The sequence below is a fragment of the Kitasatospora xanthocidica genome (assembly GCF_014656195.1).
In the GTDB taxonomy this organism is placed as follows: Bacteria; Actinomycetota; Actinomycetes; order Streptomycetales; family Streptomycetaceae; genus Kitasatospora; species Kitasatospora xanthocidica.
This window is the reverse complement of the sequence record NZ_BNBY01000004.1, coordinates 100568-116216: the sequence shown is the minus strand read 5'-3', so window position 1 is coordinate 116216 and position 15649 is coordinate 100568. Positions and strand designations below refer to the sequence as shown.

12 protein-coding genes are annotated in these 15649 nt (G+C 74.2%); 3 read left to right on the top strand and 9 right to left on the bottom strand.

Annotated features, from left to right (window positions below; all coding sequences use genetic code 11):
• Window positions 1–109: 109 nt before the first annotated feature.
• From IE332_RS08855 to IE332_RS08845, 3 genes are all read right to left on the bottom strand, one after another.
• The gene (locus IE332_RS08855) at window positions 110–739 is read right to left on the bottom strand and encodes a DUF305 domain-containing protein (protein WP_189915355.1); all 630 of its coding nucleotides are present in this window, start codon (window positions 737–739) and stop codon (window positions 110–112) included.
• 152 nt (window positions 740–891) lie between these two features.
• Complete coding sequence (locus tag IE332_RS08850; RefSeq protein WP_189914809.1) at window positions 892–1557, bottom strand: thioredoxin-like domain-containing protein; 666 nt, start codon at window positions 1555–1557, stop codon at window positions 892–894.
• Between the two features lie 102 nt (window positions 1558–1659).
• The gene (locus tag IE332_RS08845; RefSeq protein WP_189914807.1) at window positions 1660–2250 is read right to left on the bottom strand and encodes a hypothetical protein; all 591 of its coding nucleotides are present in this window, start codon (window positions 2248–2250) and stop codon (window positions 1660–1662) included.
• 437 nt (window positions 2251–2687) lie between these two features.
• Here IE332_RS08845 and IE332_RS08840 point away from each other — a divergent pair, with 437 nt between their 5' ends.
• Window positions 2688–4346 carry a PP2C family serine/threonine-protein phosphatase gene (locus tag IE332_RS08840; RefSeq protein ID WP_189914805.1) on the top strand — a complete coding sequence of 553 codons (1659 nt, stop codon included), beginning with the start codon at window positions 2688–2690 and terminating at the stop codon, window positions 4344–4346.
• Between the two features lie 680 nt (window positions 4347–5026).
• Here IE332_RS08840 and IE332_RS08835 read toward each other — a convergent pair.
• From IE332_RS08835 to IE332_RS08820, 4 genes are all read right to left on the bottom strand, one after another.
• Window positions 5027–5626: a TetR/AcrR family transcriptional regulator gene (locus tag IE332_RS08835; protein WP_189914803.1), complete on the bottom strand. Its 600-nt coding sequence runs from the start codon at window positions 5624–5626 to the stop codon at window positions 5027–5029.
• A 92-nt stretch (window positions 5627–5718) separates the two neighbouring features.
• On the bottom strand, window positions 5719–6765 hold the full coding sequence (locus IE332_RS08830) for an agmatine deiminase family protein (RefSeq protein ID WP_189914801.1): 1047 nt from the start codon (window positions 6763–6765) through the stop codon (window positions 5719–5721).
• A 38-nt stretch (window positions 6766–6803) separates the two neighbouring features.
• On the bottom strand, window positions 6804–8525 hold the full coding sequence (locus IE332_RS08825; RefSeq protein ID WP_189914799.1) for an urease subunit alpha: 1722 nt from the start codon (window positions 8523–8525) through the stop codon (window positions 6804–6806).
• Complete coding sequence (locus IE332_RS08820) at window positions 8522–9232, bottom strand: urease subunit gamma (protein ID WP_189914797.1); 711 nt, start codon at window positions 9230–9232, stop codon at window positions 8522–8524. Before IE332_RS08820 ends, IE332_RS08825 begins: the two co-directional genes overlap by 4 nt.
• A gap of 558 nt (window positions 9233–9790) precedes the next feature.
• Here IE332_RS08820 and IE332_RS08815 point away from each other — a divergent pair.
• Window positions 9791–10348 carry an ATP-binding protein gene (locus IE332_RS08815; RefSeq protein WP_229928452.1) on the top strand — a complete coding sequence of 186 codons (558 nt, stop codon included), beginning with the start codon at window positions 9791–9793 and terminating at the stop codon, window positions 10346–10348.
• A 385-nt stretch (window positions 10349–10733) separates the two neighbouring features.
• Window positions 10734–13052, top strand: coding sequence for an ATP-binding SpoIIE family protein phosphatase (locus IE332_RS08810; protein WP_189914795.1), 2319 nt, complete (start codon window positions 10734–10736; stop codon window positions 13050–13052).
• 134 nt (window positions 13053–13186) lie between these two features.
• On the opposite strand, the gene IE332_RS08805 is transcribed toward IE332_RS08810, so the two are convergent.
• Together IE332_RS08805 and IE332_RS08800 are read right to left on the bottom strand one after the other, a co-directional pair.
• Window positions 13187–14320, bottom strand: a complete 1134-nt coding sequence (locus tag IE332_RS08805; protein WP_189914793.1) for a DUF2637 domain-containing protein — start codon at window positions 14318–14320, stop codon at window positions 13187–13189.
• A gap of 214 nt (window positions 14321–14534) precedes the next feature.
• The gene (locus tag IE332_RS08800; protein WP_189914791.1) at window positions 14535–15575 is read right to left on the bottom strand and encodes a (2Fe-2S)-binding protein; all 1041 of its coding nucleotides are present in this window, start codon (window positions 15573–15575) and stop codon (window positions 14535–14537) included.
• Window positions 15576–15649 lie beyond the last annotated feature (74 nt).

The following is a 15649-nucleotide window of genomic DNA, read 5'->3' as shown; positions in this document are numbered from 1 at the left end:
CGGCGGACGGCCGGGGCGCGGCGCGGACGGTACGGGACCGTCGGCCGTGCCCCGGCCGTCCGGGGAACGAGAACGCTGGGCCGGTTCGGGAGCCGGTTCGGGAGCCGGCTCAGGAGGCGGGCACGCCGGGGGCGGCGCCGCGTTCCTGGAGCATGTCGGTCATCAGCTGCAGCTCCGAGGTCTGGGCGATCACCATCGACTGCGCGAGCCGCTTCTCGGTGTCGTTCTTGGCCAGGTCCACGTAGCCCTGGGCCATCTCGACGCCGCCCTTGTGGTGCTCGATCATCAGCTGCAGGTAGAACACCTCGGCGTCCCGCCCGCTGAGCGAACGCAGCTTCGCGATCTGGGTGTTGGTGGCCATGCCGGGCATCAGCGAACCGTCGTGCGCCTGGTACTCGTGGCCCATCTTCATCCACGCCATCGGCTTGGCGTTCACGTGCTGCGTCAGCCCCCACTGGTCCAGCCAGCCCATCATCATCCCGCGCTGGTTGGCCTGGGTGTTGATGATGTCGAAGGCGAGGGTGCGGGTCGGCTCGTCACCGGTGCGGTCCCGGACGGCGAACGACAGGTCCACCGCCTGCTGGTGGTGGGTCGCCATGTCGCGGGCGAACCCGGCCTCGGGCGAGTCGTCCGCCGGGACGGAGAGCGAGCTGCCGGAGGCCGAGGTCCCGCTCGCCACCAGGGCCGGCACCCCGAGCGCCAGCGCCACGGTGGCCGCCAGCGCGGCCGGCCACCACATCCGCCGGCGGCGCGGCGCGGCGGCCCCGCCGTCCTCGGCGGTGACGGCTCCGGTGACGGCTTGGGCGGCCGTCCCGACAGCGGCCTCGGACGCGCCTCCCTCGGCAGCGGACCCCTTGGCAGCGGACCCCTCGGGACGGCCCGGGTCGGCGGTCACATCTGCCCCATGGTGCAGGAGGCGCCCGGCTCCTGGGTCTGCTTGCCCTGGACGTACTTGGTGAAGAACTGGTTCACCCGGGGGTCGCTGGCGCTGTCCACGACGAGCTGGGTGCTCCAGGCGTTCAGGGTGATGGTGCCCTGCTCGTCCGGGTACGGGCTCATCAGCGAGTACGGGGTGGTCTTGACCTTGTCGGACAGGGTCTTGATGTCGTCCGGCGTGGCCTTGCCGTTGTAGGTCACCCAGACCGCGCCGTGCTCCAGCGAGTGGACGGCGCGCTCGTTCTCGACCGGCTGGTCGTAGACGTGGCCCATGCAGTCCAGCCAGATCGCGTTGTGGTCGCCGCCGACCGGCGGGGTCATCGGGTAGGTGACCTTCTCCTTGACGTGGTTGCGGGTCAGGTCGCCGAAGGTCTTCACGCCCGGGATGTCCGCGTTGGCGGCGGCTTCCTTGTCCTTCTTCTTCTGGTTCTGGTCCATGACGACCCAGGTGCCGGTGGCGATCGCGCCGATCACCAGCACACCGGCCGCCACCGAGGCGACGATCTTGTTGCGGCGGTCGCGGCGCTGCTCGGCGGCGCGCAGCTCGGCTATCCGGGCGCGGCGGTCGAGACCGGCCTGCTTGCCGCCGGACTTGTTGGACTGCTTGGAGGCGGAACCCATGGCGGTGTCCTTGTCTCCGCCGCGCACCGGTCGGTGGCGACGGTCAGCTGGAAGGTGAGGCGGGGCGGATCCGCCGGCGGCAGCGCCGGCGGTGGGTTCCGCTCAGGACCGGTGGACCTGGAGCTCGTGCAGGTCGGGCGCCGAGTGCGAACCGTCCAGCAGGCCGGCGGGCACCACCCGGGGCAGCGCCTCGGCCGCGGCCGGGGCGACGGGTGGCACGACGGGCAGCGGCTGCGGCGGGGGATTCGGCAGCTGGGCGTCCTGCGGGCAGTACGGATGGCTGGAGCAGCCGTTGTTGCGCGGGGGCTCGCCGTCGGCGGTGCAGAGGATCCAGTGCCCCTGGCTCTGGCCCTCGGCGATCCGGCGGTGGTCGGAGGCCTTCGCGGCCTTGCCGCCCGGGTCGCTCCGGTCGCCCGGGTCGCCAGGGGAGGCCCGGTCGCCTCGGTCACCTCGATCGCCGGGGGAAGCCTGGGCGGTCCCGGCGGAGCCGACGAGCTTCGCGGCCTTGGCGGGCCTGGTGGCCCGGCCTCCGTGGCCGGGGTGGGGCGCCTGTCCGGTCGCGACCTCGACGCTGACCACGCTGACGGCACTGACCGGGGCCGCGGCCGGCACCGGAGGGTTGGACCCGTCCAAGGCCTTCGCCTGGCCCGCGCAGGGCAGCATCGTCAGCAGGGCGACGAGCAGAAGGACCAACAGCGCACCCACCGGGCGGCCCGCCGGTGCGGCCCACCCCGGTCGGGGCGAGCTGGGGGCCGACGCGGTCATGCGGACATTTAATCAGCCGAACGTGTGAAGCGATGCCCCCCATCGGCCCTCATTTTCGGGGGCCGACACGCCCGGATCTCCAGGAAACACCCTGCTCCGGGCACATCCGGCAAGCCTGGACGGAACGGAAGCGGACCAGGAGCCGACCGGAGGCGAACCGGAAGCCGACCGGGCGGTGACGCCCACGCCGCCGCACCCGCGGCGCGGACGACGAACCGGCTGGTCGGCGCGGTGGCCGGGATGTTCCGATGGGTGACCGGTTGTCGCCGAAACCCGGACAGGGTCGTTGCACTTGGAGAACAATGACGTCGAGCCCGGCCCGCCGGGGGCGGCGCGCGACCCACGGACCGAGCAGGAGCCGCCAGATGAGCAAGCAGGGTGCACCCGCACAGCCGCCCCGGCCCGACGACGGCTGGTGGGACACCGTCTACGACGGCCCGGCGGGCACCCTCCCCGACACCCCGCACGCCGACCCGGGGGACGGCAGCGTCGACGACTGGTTCGACACGGCGGCGGGACTCATCGGGCAGCAGCGATCGGCGGAGCCGGAGCCGCTGGTGGAGCCGGAGCCGGAGCCGGAACCCGCGCTCGTACAGGAGAACCGGGACAGCATCGACGACTGGTTCGACACCGCGGTCGGCGTGATCAGCGGGTCGGAGGGGATCGGCCGCCAGCGGACATCGTCCACGGAGACCCACCAGTTCCGTGCGCCCTCCTTCGCCGACGACGCACCGAAGGCGGCGGTGGAGCCGGAGGCGGCGCCTGCGCCGGAGCCGGAGGCTGAGCCCGTCTCGCTGGAGAAGGCCGCCCCGTCCGCCGACTCCGACTCCGAGCCCGAGCCCGAGCCCGAGCCGGTTGCCGAGGTCGAGCCCCAGCCGGTCGTCGCCGAGACCCCCTCAGCTCCCGAGGTCGTCTCCGCCCCTGAGGCCCCTGAGGTCCCCGTGACCCCTGAGGTCCCCGCGGTGGACGAGGCCCCCGTCCCCGACCCGGTCCCCGTGCCCGAACCCGAACCCGACCACGCGGCGGTGCCCGAGCCCGACCCGGAACCGGCGCCCGCCATCGTCCCCGACCCCCGGCTGGCCGTCCGCGCACCGCTCGCCGACGGCGGGGCCGCCGTCCCGCACGTCGGCGAGCGCCCCCCGACGTACGGGCCCGAGCCGACGGCCGTACCGGAGGCCGACCCGGGCGCGCTCCGCTCGCTTGTCCCGGACACCGTGCTGGAGGGCGCGCAGTACGGGCCGTCCGTCCTGCGCGCCGTTTCCGTCCGGGGCGACTCCGCCCGCTACCGGGGCGAGCCGCGCCGGGACTCCCTACTGGTCACCCGGTTCGGCGAAGGACCTGACGGACTGCTGCTCGCCGTCCTCGGCGGCTTCGACCGGGCGGACGGCGCCGAGGTCGACACGGTCACCGCCGAGGCCGTCGCCACCGCCACCGGTGAGGCCTGCCGCCAGCTCGCCGCCGCGATCGGACGCAGCCGGGCCGGCCTGGCCGCCGACCTGCGCGACGGCGCCCGGGACCGGCTCCGCTACGGGCTCCAGCGACTGGCCACCAGCGCCGTCGCCCCGCTGCGCGCGCTGGCGCCCCGGACGGAGGGGGACGACACGCCCTCCCCGGCCTCGCTGCACTGCCTGATGGTGTCGCTCGACCCGGAGGCCGGCTACCGAGCGGCCTTCGGCGTCGGCCCGGGCGGCCTCTACCTGCTGCGCTCCGGCCACTGGATCGACGCGTACGCGGCCCGCCTGCTGCACCACCCGGACGGCCAGCCGCCGGTGCCCGAGGCTCCCGTCCCGGACCCGCGCCCGTTCCGCTTCCGGCTCGTCCCCGCGACCCCGGGCGACATCCTGCTGCTCTGCACCCCCGGCCTGGCCCGCCCGATCGCCGACGAACCCGCCGTCGCCCACTTCCTCTCCACCCACTGGGCCCACCCCCACCCCCCTGGCACCGTCGACTTCCTGCGCCAGGTCCAAGTCCGCGCCAAGGGGTACGCCGACGACCGCACCGCCGCCGCCATCTGGACCGACTGACCACAGCACCCCCGCGCCAGAAGTCGCCCCACCCGACTTCTGGCGCACCCACCTGCTTATCCCAGTGAAATCTGTAGACCGGTCGTCATATTCGAGGCGAAGCCCTGCGCCGGCAAGCCGCACCAAAAGTCGGCCCAGCCGACTTTTCGCGCGCGGTCTCCTGGCGCCCATCAATCAGTAGACCGGTCTGCATATTTCTCGGGCTCCTCCCGCGCGCCGGGTCGACGAGCCGTACAGGAAGTCGGGCTGGTCGACTTCTGGTGCGGGCAGCTGGGCAGGGCCGGGAAACGGAATCACTAGACCGGTCTGCAGATTCACCGGGGGTGGGGCGGCGGTGGGTGGCACAGGAAGTCGGCGGGGCCGACTTTTGGCGCGCGGGGCGAGGGGCTCCGTGGGAAAATCTGTAGACCGGTCGTCATATTTCCCCCGCGCCGGCGAGCCGCATCGCAGGAAGTCGGTTCCGCCGACTTTTCGCGCGTACGGGGCCGCTGGGGCGAGCCTGATCTGTAGACCGGTCTGCATATTTCTCGGGCTCCTCGCGCACGCCGGGTCGACGAGCCGTACAGGAAGTCGGGCTGGTCGACTTCTGGTGCAGGCAGCTGGGCAGGGCCGGGCAGCAGAATCACTAGACCGGTCTGCATATTCCCCCGCGCCGCACAGGGTCGGCTTCAGGGTCGGCTTCAGGTGCGGAGGAGGATGCCCGTCACCGTGGTGGCTTGGGTGAGGGCGGTAGGGGGGTGGGCGCCGGGGAGGCCGATGGCGATGGGGACGGCGAGGCCGTCGAGGAGGGCGCGGATCTGGAGGGCGCGGTCGGCGGCGGGGCCCGGGGTGAAATGGCCGGTGGCGGTGCCCTCCTCGATGAGGGAGACCAGGTCGGTCTGCCAGGGGGCCTCGATCTCCTGCTGTCCCTGGCGGATCTCGGCGCTCGCGGGGGAGCGGCCCCACACCTCGACCCAGAGGATCCAGCGCGGGTCCCCCGCTCCCTCGGGCAGGTAGAGGCGCAGGTAGGCGTCGAGGCGTTGCCAGGGGTCGAGGGCGTGGTCGGTGAGGGCGTCGCGGCGGCGGGCGCCGAGCTGGTCCTCGCTCCAGCGGAGGGTCTCCAGCAGCAGCTGGTCCTTGCTGCCGAAGTAGTAGAGCAGGTGTCCCGCGCTCATCTGGAGCTGTTTGCCGAGTCCGGCCATGGTGAGTTTGGCGAGCCCGTGTTCGGCGATCGCGGCCCGGGCGGTGGCGAAGACCTCCTCGCGGGGGCGCGCCGGCCTGCGCGGGCGGGGGTCCGCCATGTGGGTTGCTCTCCCTCGGTGGAACGGAGGTTCGAAGGCTACCGGAGTGGAGCGGGGCCCCACTCCGGTAGCGACGGGTCTCGCGGCGGGTGTCAGAGCGCCTTGGGCTGCTGCTGGGTGATGCAGTGGATGCCGCCCCCGTTGGCGAAGATCTCGCGGGCGTCGACGAGTTCGACGGTGCGGCCCGGGTAGGCGCGGCCGAGGACGGCGGCGGCTTCCTGGTCGCGCGGGTCGGCGAAGGCGCACAGGATCACGGCGCCGTTGGCCACGTAGTGGTTGATGTAGGAGTAGTCGACCGGCTCGCCGTCCTCGTCCAGCAGGACGGTGGGGGCGGGCAGTTCGATGACCTCCAGGGCTCGGCCCCGGGCGTCGGTGGAGGCGCGCAGGACGGCGACGAGTTCCTGGCAGACCTGGTGGTCGGGGTGGGCCGGGTCGGGCTGGACGTGGGCGACGACGACGCCCGGGCGCACGAAGGAGGCGACGATGTCGATGTGTCCGCGGGTGCCGAACTCGTCGTAGTCGCGGGTGAGTCCGCGCGGCAGCCAGATGGCCTTGGTGGTGCCGAGGAAGGCGTGCAGCTCGGCCTCGACCTCCTCCTTGGTCCAGTCCGCGTTGCGGCCCTCGCCGAGCTGGACGGTCTCGGTGACGAGCACCGTGCCCTCGCCGTCGACGTGGATGCCGCCGCCCTCGTTGATCAGCCGGGAGGCGAAGCGCTGGACGCCCGTCAGTTCGCCGATGTGCTCGGCGACGTGCTGGTCCTTGTCCCAGCGGGCCCAGGACTGCGCGCCCCAGCCGTTGAAGATCCAGTCGGCGGCGGCCACCGAGCCCTTGCCGTCGATCAGGAAGGACGGGCCGATGTCGCGCATCCACGCGTCGTTGAGCGGGCGCTCGACGATCTCGACCTGCTCGGAGACGTACTTGCGGGCCTCCGCCGTCTCACCGGTGTTGACGATCAGCGTCACCGGCTCGTACCGGACGATGGTGTCGGCGACGGCGGCCCAGGCCTCGCGGCCGGCGTGCAGCGCCTCGGGGGTGTCGAAGGTGGGGTTGGAGGTCGGGAAGGCCATCCAGGTGCGGTCGTGCGGGTGCCATTCGGCGGGCATCCGGTAGCCGAGGGAGGCGGGCGTGGGGGTGGTCATCGTGGAGTCCTCAACAGTGGGGGGATCAAGTGGGGGGATCAGAGGAAGTAGAGGCGGCTGAGCGAGACGCTGTCGGCCGGTTCGGAGCGCAGCGGTGCGCCGTCCAGTGAGACCAGTCCGGTCTCGGTGACCTCGACGTGGCCGACGCGGGCGTTGCGCACCATGTCGCGCGGCCCGATGCCGCGGGTGCCCCGGACGCCGACGCGGCGGCGGCGGGTGGGCAGCCCGTCGGCGGGCCGGTCGAGGTAGGCGCCGTCGGCGGCGGCCTGGGCGACGAAGGCCACCGAGATGTCGGCGGCGGTCGCTCCGTGGGCGCCGAACTGCGGTCCCAGGACGAGGGGTTCGCAGCGGTCGGTGGAGGCGTTGGGGTCGCCGACCACGCCGTACGCGGGGAAGCCGGACTTGAGGACGAGCTGCGGCTTGGCCCCGAAGTGGTCCGGGCGCCAGAGCACGATGTCGGCGAGCTTGCCGATCTCGATCGAGCCGACCTCGTGCGAGAGGCCGTGCGCGATGGCCGGGTTGACGGTGAGCTTGGCGATGTAGCGGAGCACGCGCTCGTTGTCGTCGCCGCTCTCGGTCGTCCCGTACGAGCCGCTGCCGTCGAGCGGGCCGAGTTCGGCCTTCATCTTGCCGGCCATGGCGAAGGTGCGGCGGACGGTCTCGCCGGCCCGGCCCATGCCCTGGGCGTCGGAGGAGGTGATGCCGATGACGCCGAGGTCGTGCAGCACGTCCTCGGCGCCCATGGTGCCGGCCCGGATGCGGTCGCGGGCCATGGCGGCGTCGCCGGGCAGGTCGACCTTGAGGTCGTGCGCGGAGACGATCATGCCGAAGTGCTCGCCGAGGGCGTCGCGGCCGAACGGCAGGGTGGGGTTGGTGGAGGAGCCGATGACGTTCGGCACGCCTGCCATCTTGAGCACGTTGGGGACGTGGCCGCCGCCGCAGCCCTCGATGTGGAAGGCGTGGATGGTCCGGCCCTCCAGCACCCTCAGGGTGTCCTCGACCGACAGGCACTCGTTCAACCCGTCGGTGTGCAGGGCGACTTGGACGTCGTACTCCTCGGCGACCCGCAGGGCGGTGTCCAGCGCGCGGGTGTGCGCGCCCATGTCCTCGTGCACCTTGAAGCCGGAGGCGCCGCCCTCGGCCAGCGCCTCGACCAGCGGGGCCGGGTCGGAGGACGAACCGCGGCCCAGGAAGCCGATGTTGACCGGCCAGGCGTCGAAGGCGCTGAACGCGTGGCGCAGCGCCCAGGGCGAGTTGACGCCGACGCCCCAGACCGGGCCGAACTCCTGGCCGATGATCGTGGTGACGCCGGAGGCGAGCGAGGCCTCCATGATCCGCGGCGAGAGCAGGTGGACGTGGGTGTCGATGGCGCCGGCGGTGGCGATCAGGCCCTCGCCGGAGACGATGGTCGTGCCGGTGCCGACGACCACGTCCACGCCGTCCAGGGTGTCCGGGTTGCCGGCCCGGCCGATGGAGGCGATCCGGCCGCCGATCAGGCCGATCGAGGTCTTGCGGATGCCCTGGACCGCGTCGATGACCAGGACGTTGCTGATCACCACGTCGCAGGTGTCGCGGACGGCGGCGGGCTTGAGGTGGAGGCCGTCGCGGGCGGTCTTGCCGAAGCCGGCCAGGAACTCGTCGCCGGGCGCCTGGGAGTCGGACTCGACGCGGACGATCAGGCCGCTGTCGCCGAGCCGGACCCGGTCCCCGGCGCGCGGGCCGTGCACGGAGATGTAGTCGTGGGGGGTGATCGAGGTCATGACGGCACCTCCGCGTCGTCGAAGCCGGTCAGGTAGCCGGTCGCGCGGGCCTTGGCCAGGGCGGCCTCCTTCGCGCCGGGCGCGTCCAGGGGGCCGTCCACGAGCCCCGCGAACCCGATCGCGACCCGTGCGCCGCCGATCGGCACCAGGCCGACCTCGACGGTGGCGCCGGGGTCGAAGCGCACCGAGGAGCCGGCCGGGACGGCGAGGTGGGTGCCGTACGCGGCGGCGCGGTCGAAGGCCAGGCGCGGGTTGGCCTCGAAGAAGTGGAAGTGCGAGGTGACCGAGATCGGCACCTCGGAGGTGTTGTGGACGGGGATGAGCAGCGTCTCCTCGACCGGGTCGTAGCCGGCGCCGTCGCCGATCAGCGCACCGCCGGGGGCCTCGTCGCCGAGCGAGCCGGCGCCCTTGAACGGGTCGTTGACGACGGCGAGGCGGGTGCCGTCGTCGAAGACGGCCTCGACCTGGACGACGGTGACCACGTCCGGCACGCCGGGCAGCACGTCGTCGGCGGTCAGCACGGAGCGGCCGGCCTCGATGGCCTCGGCCAGGCGCCGGCCGTCGCGGGCGGCCTCGCAGACGGTGTCCGCGATCAGGGCGGTGGCCTCGGGGATGTTGAGGCGTACGCCCCGGGCTCGGCGGGCGCGGGCCAGCTCGGCTGCCGTGAAGATCAGCAGCCGGTCCCGCTCGGTGGGGGTCAGTCGCACGGTACCTCGCTCGCGGTCGCCGGGGGGAGGGGGTCGGCTCGGGTCTCGGGGGCTCGGGGTCTCGGGGTCTCGGGGCTTCCGGGGTGATGTTAGAACGTCGTTCAAACATCTCGGGTCATTGAACCCGCGCCGGGCCGCCCTGTCCAGCGTTGCCGGTCCGCGCGGGTTCGGCGCCCTGGGCGGGGGATGGGGGTGAGGAGCCCCGGCCCCCGATCCACCCCGACCCCGCCCGCCCCCGGCCCGCCCCGGCCCCGGCGCGCGGCGGGAGCGGAGCAGGGGGCGCGTGGTCGGGCGCACGGCTCGTACGGGCGCCGGGTGTGCGCGGGATCGGGTGGCGGCGGGTTCGAAAACGGCCTCTGCGCTTCGCAAACCTGTCCGGCGCGGGCGGTTGGATCACGCGAACCTCCCCGTGCCCCTTTCACCCCACGTGATCGGACGCACACTGTTGCAAACGCCGTCAACTGGGCATGAGGATGGTGGTCAGATCGAGGGGGCCACCCGGCCGGCGGGGGATTCCGGAGGCGGGGGCCCGGATTTTCAGGGCGGGGGCATGTGGTGATGGACGGTCAGTCGCGATTCCCGCGGCAGCGGACGAGTTCGGGCGACGCCTACCGGTCCGGTCCGGTCCAGGGCCCGGTCGGCGGCGGCAAGACCGGGAAGGCCGGAGCGACCGGCACGACCGGGGCGACCGGGACGGCCCTGCCGGGCGCGCCGGCCCCCGGCTGCGCGCTGCACCGGCGGCTGCACCTGACGCTCGACCCGGCCGACCTGGTCGCGGTCGGGTCGGTGCGGCGGCGGCTGCGTTCGGCGCTGAGCCACTGGGGGGTGCCGGAGCTGTCCGACACCGCCGAGCTGCTCTCCTCCGAGCTGGTCACCAACGCGCTGCTGCACACCGGCAAGGGCGCGGTCTTCGACGCGGTGCTCGGCTCGGACCACCGGCTGCGCATCGAGGTGCAGGACGGCACGAGCCGGCTGCCCGGGCGCCGGCGCGATCCGGGGGCCGAGTACGCGACCTCGGGGCGGGGCCTGCTGCTGGTGGAGGCGCTCGCGGACTCCTGGGGCGTCCAGTTGAGAGGCGACGGAAAGGTCACCTGGTTCGAACTCGCGTTGCCCTGAGTCCGGTCGTATGGTCGTACGATTGTTCGCAGCCGATTGATTCGCTGTCGAAGGAAGCCCTGAACAGAAGGCGGAACGGAAGATTTCCGGCCCGTTGGCATTGCCGCTCGGCGGAACTTTGGCCAGGATGGTGGGAATGTGTGTCCACGTGCGGGAAGCAGCGGGGAGACCGAACCTCGACTGACCACCGTCCGTCGGCACCGTCCTATCCAGCACGACCCATCTCACCGCCACGCGGCCCGGCCGGACGGTCGGCGCGGTCCGCCACGGCAGCGGCAGGAGCAGCATGCCCACTGAGCCCGAGTCGCCGGGGCCGGCGCTTCCTCCCGGCGCGTCCGCCGTAGAACCGCGAGCCGTGGAACGGCGTGCCGTGGAGACCGGAACCGTGGAACCGCGCATCGCCGAGCAGCCCACCGCCGGCCCACCCGCCGCCGAGAAGCCTGCCGCCGGCCGGGCCACCGCCGGTCAGCCCATCGCCGGTCAGGCCACCGCCGGACGGACCACCGCCGGGACGGGCCGGGCCCGGCCGCCCGCGCAGGCGACCCGGAGGACCCCCGCGGCGCGCCCGTCCCCCAGCCTCGCCGCCGCCCGGCTGGCGCCGGTGCTGTCCGGCGGACTGCCGCCCTCCTCCGCCGACACCATGCCGGACTGGCTGGAGCCGGCGATGGCCGCCAACGGCATCGGCTCCTTCGACTGGGACATCCGCCGCGACGTCCTGGAGGGCGACCAGCGGGCCTGCGCGATCATCGGTCTGGACGCCGCCGATCAGGCCCGCTTCGACCGCACCGCCGCCTCCTTCCTGGCCCTGCTGCACCCCGAGGACGCGCCCGTGGTGCGCCGCCGGGTCGAGCGCGCGGTGGCCGAGCTCGGCCAGTGCGGCGCCTACTACCGCACCGTCGGGCCGACCGGGGCCATGCGCGCGGTGCGCTTCCGCGGCCGGGTGCTGGCCGACGCCTTCGGCCGGGCCTCCCGGATGGTCGGCTTCGTCTGGGACGCCACCGTCGAGCTGCACAAGCGCGTCCACGCCGACCGGATGGCCCTGCTGCGCGAGGAGCGCTCCCGGTTCATCAAGGAGGCGGCCCGCGCCCTGTCCGAGGCCGTCACCGTCCGTGACGTGGCCCGGGTGTTCACCGAGCTGCCGCTGCCCGGGCTGCCGCCGGACGGCCTGGTGCTGGCCTCCTTCGAGGCCGGACGGGCCCGGATCCTCGGCGCCTCCGGCTACCGCGCCGAGGCGCTGGCGGTCTGGGACCGCACCGTACTGCCCGCCGGCCACCCGGCCGCCGAGGCGCTGCGGCACCGCGCGCCGGTGTTCGTCTCGACCCGCGAGGACTTCCGCGACGGCTACCCCGAGGTGTGGGAGCCGACCAGCCGCACCGGCCGCGGCTCCTGGGCGTACCTGCCACTGGTGGCCAGCGGCCGGGCGATCGGCGTCTGCGTGGTCAGCTTCGACGACGAGCGCGAACTGGACGCGGACGAGCGCACCCTGCTGACCACCCTGGGCGGGCTGGTCGCCCAGTCGCTGGCGCGGGCCCGGCTGCACGACGCCGAGCACGAGCTGGCGGCCGGCCTGCAGCGGGTGATGCTGCCGCGCACCGTCCCCTCGGTGCCGGGTGTGACCACCGCCGTGCGCTACCTCGCTGCCGGTTCCGGCCTGCAGATCGGCGGCGACTGGTACGACGTGGTGCCGCTGCCCGGCGGGCACGTCGGCCTGGTGATCGGCGACGTCCAGGGCCACGACGTGCACGCCGCCGGCATCATGGGCCAGCTGCGGATCGCGCTGCGCGCCTACGCCGCCGAGGGCCACCCGCCGGCCGCCGTGATGGCCCGCGCCTCCCGCTTCCTCGCCGACCTGGACACCGACCACTTCGCGACCTGCACCTACGCCGAGGTCAACGTGGACTACGGCGTGGTCTACGCCGTCCGGGCCGGCCACCTCGACCCGGTGGTGCGCCGCGCGGACGGCACCGCCGCCGTGGTGCCGGTGGCCGGCGGGCTGCCGCTGGGCATCGACCCGGACCAGGAGTACCGGGTCACCCGGTTCAGCCTGGACCCGGGCGAGACCGTGCTGCTCTGCACCGACGGCCTGGTCGAGGCGCGCGGCATGGACCTGGACGAGGGCATCGCCCGGCTCACCCGGGCGCTCGCCCGTCCGCTGCCGTCCGCCGCGGAGGCGGCCCGCGACCCGCTGGAGGAGCTGGCCGACCGGATCGCCTCCCAGGCCGCCGACTCCAACGAGCGCGAGGACGACATAGCGCTGCTGCTCCTGCGCTGGGACGGCCCGGCGGGCGGTCTCGCCGCCCAGCAGCTGCGCCGCCGGATCGGCCAGGCCGACCTGGCACGGGTGGCCGAGGTGCGGGCCGAGCTGCGCGACGCGCTGCGCCGCTGGGGCGTCGCGGAGTTCATCGACACCGCCGAGCTGCTCTCCTCGGAGCTGGTCACCAACGCCATCCGGCACACCGACCGGGACGCCATGTTCACCGCCCGGCTCTACCGGGAGCCGGAGCAGGACGGCGGCCGGGCCCGGCTCCGGGTCGAGGTGGAGGACGAGTCGGACCTGTGGCCGACCCGCCGGACCCCGGGGGAGCAGGCCTCCTCGGGGCGCGGGCTGATGCTGGTGGAGGCCTTGGCGGACTCCTGGGGCGTGGAGCCGCGCGGGTCCGGCAAGCGGATGTGGTTCGAGCTCAGCGGGGCGGCCGCAGCCTGAACCCCGGAGGCGCCGCCCCGCCCTTCCACGGCGGTGGCGGCGCCCCCGGCGGAGCGTCAGGACCGGGCGTCGGGCCCGAACCCGAGGCCCGAACCTCAGGATCGAACGTCAGCCCCGGGTATCAGGACCGGGTGTCAGCCGAACTGCTGCTCCAGGTCCTTCAGTTTGCGCTCCAGCGAGTCCAGCCGGGGCAGCGTGACGGTGTCCTCCTCCAGCGTGAGGTCGATGGTGCGCCGCTCCGGGCGGGCCGGCAGACCGGGCTGGACGACCGTGCCTTCGGCGGGTTCGACCTCGCGCGGCGCGGGGGCTGGCTCCACCTCGGGGCGCTCGGCCGCGGCGGGCCGCTCGACCCCGCGCCGTTCGGTCACGGCCGACCGCTCGACCCCGAGCCGTTCGGTGACGGCGGGCCGTTCGGCCCCGGGCCCGCCGGCTATGGCGGGCTCCGAGCCGGACTCCAGCTGCCGCGCGGCGGTGCCGCGGCGCCAGGTGCTGTGGGAGCGGTTGATCGCCCGGATCTCGGCCCGTTCGCGCCGCCCGGCCAGCCTGCGGCGCTCCTTGTCCAGGGCGCGCTCCCGCTTGTCCTCGCGGACCTCGTCCACCGCCTCGTCCAGGCTGCGCACGCCCTCCAGGAGCATCAGCGACCAGGCCGCGTAGGTCTCGCGCGGGGCGCGCAGCCAGCGGACGATGCGGATCTGCGGCAGCGGGCGGGGGACCAGCCCCTGCTCGCGCAGCGCGGCCCGGCGGGTCTGCTTCAGCGCCCGGTCGAACAGGACCGCCGCCGAGAGGGACATGCCGGAGAAGAACTGGGGGGCGCCGGCGTGGCCGAAGCCGCGCGGGGCGTGCACCCAGTTGAACCAGGCCGAGGCGCCGGCGAAGACCCAGACCAGCAGGCGGGAGCCGAAGGCGGCGTCGCCGTGGCTGGCCTCGCGGACGGCGAGCACCGAGCAGAACATCGCGGCGCCGTCGAGCCCGAACGGGACGAGGTACTCCCAGCCGTCGGACAGCCCCAGGTTCTGGACGCCGAAGCCGACCAGTCCGTGGAAGGAGAGGGCGGCGGCGACGGCGGCGCAGCAGAACAGCAGCGTGTAGGAGGCGGCGCCGTACAGGGATTCCTTGCGTCGGCGCCGTTCCTCGGAGCGCTCCCAGGAATCGCCGCCGGCGGTGCCTGCGGATCCCCGGCTGCGGAGCAGGGCCACCAGGAGTGCGCTGACCAGCAGCCCCGCGACTCCGGTGACGGCCCACCCGAGCGGTATGTCGGACAATTTCATCGCCGGAACCAGCCTCGCTTTCCTGCGTCGCTTTCCTGTGCCGTGATGGCGGGGACCATCATGACGGATGCTCGGCGGGCGAATGGCGGATTCGCTGTCAATGCGCTGGGGAGAGGGATTTCTGACTCAGCGACAAAAATATTGTCTGATGAATCTGAAGCGGATTCTTCCTGAAATTCCGGGCTTTCCGGATCTGGTGTCGGACAGGTTTTCGTCAACCTCGCGTGACGCGCGGGCAGCCGCCGCACATCTCTCCCGGTTCCACGGTGTAGACGAGGCAGCAACTGGCCCGGGCCCGGTCCGTGTCCGAAGCGTCGGGGGCCGCCCCCGGGGCGGCCGAAGCGTCGTCGCGGCCGGGCGCCGGGGGTGCGAAGCCGGCGCCCGGGGTGAAGGGGGCCGGAGCGGGAGCGGGGTGCCCGTCCGCGCCGGGCGCGTGCGCGGACCCGGCGCGCCCGCCGGACTCCCCGGGCGCCAGCAGCGCGGACAGTTCGGCGCGCGCCCGTTCCGGCTCCCCGAGCAGCCCGCCCGCGTACCAGAGCCCCTCCACCACCGCGTCCGTGGCCATCGCCCACAGCACCCGGGGCCCGCGCCGCGTCTCCGGGCGGAAGGCGGCCAGCACCGGGGTCAGGAACTCGCCCAGGGTGCAGCGGAGTTCGGCGGCCAGCGCGGACTCGTCCGGCACCGTACGGGCCTGCGGCGAGCCGCCGGCCTGATCACCCCGGCTGCCGCCCAGGCCTCCCCGGCCCCCGGCCTGATCGCCCCCGCCCGGACCACCCCGGCCGGCCGCCGGGTCGTCCGGCAGGCAGACGAACCCCGTCGGGCGGACGGTCAGCTCCACCGCCTCGGGCCGTCGGCGCAGCGAGACGTCCCCGGGCGCGAGCAGCGGCACGCGCCGCTCCAGGAACCAGGGCAGCGTGAACAGCAGGGAGACCGGCCAGACGAAGCGGTGCAGCCCGAAGCCGGCCGCGACGTCCGGGCGCAGTGGCTGCCCGTAGCGGGCGAGGCCCCGCCGGGCGTCGTGGGCGATCAGCTCGCGCACCGCCTCGGGGCGGGTGGTGAGGTCGGCGGCGGGCAGCCAGCCGTTGCCCCGCCGGGGCGCGGCGCAGCGTACGGCGAGTACGGGGGTGAGCCCGGTCAGCCGGTGGTACGAGGCAGCGCCCGGGGCGGTGCGGGCCGGTCCGGTGGTGGGGGCGTGCGCCCCGGTGCTGCGGGGGGCGCACGGCGCGGGGCCGGGCCTGGTGCTGCTCGCGGTCATGGGCGGGCCCCACATCGGGTCGACCGGGGCCGCCGATGGGACCGCCCGGCGCCGCCCGGCGGTGGTGGCCCCCG

Bases quoted from the DNA above. Each gene is read 5' to 3' on its own strand.
- IE332_RS08855 (WP_189915355.1), bottom strand. From the start codon at position 739: ATGTGGTGGCCGGCCGCGCTGGCGGCCACCGTGGCGCTGGCGCTCGGG.
- IE332_RS08850 (WP_189914809.1), bottom strand. From the start codon at position 1,557: ATGGGTTCCGCCTCCAAGCAGTCCAACAAGTCCGGCGGCAAGCAGGCC.
- IE332_RS08840 (WP_189914805.1), top strand. From the start codon at position 2,688: ATGAGCAAGCAGGGTGCACCCGCACAGCCGCCCCGGCCCGACGACGGC.
- IE332_RS08835 (WP_189914803.1), bottom strand. From the start codon at position 5,626: ATGGCGGACCCCCGCCCGCGCAGGCCGGCGCGCCCCCGCGAGGAGGTC.
- IE332_RS08830 (WP_189914801.1), bottom strand. From the start codon at position 6,765: ATGACCACCCCCACGCCCGCCTCCCTCGGCTACCGGATGCCCGCCGAA.
- IE332_RS08825 (WP_189914799.1), bottom strand. From the start codon at position 8,525: ATGACCTCGATCACCCCCCACGACTACATCTCCGTGCACGGCCCGCGC.
- IE332_RS08815 (WP_229928452.1), top strand. From the start codon at position 9,791: ATGGACGGTCAGTCGCGATTCCCGCGGCAGCGGACGAGTTCGGGCGAC.
- IE332_RS08805 (WP_189914793.1), bottom strand. From the start codon at position 14,320: ATGAAATTGTCCGACATACCGCTCGGGTGGGCCGTCACCGGAGTCGCG.
- IE332_RS08800 (WP_189914791.1), bottom strand. From the start codon at position 15,575: ATGACCGCGAGCAGCACCAGGCCCGGCCCCGCGCCGTGCGCCCCCCGC.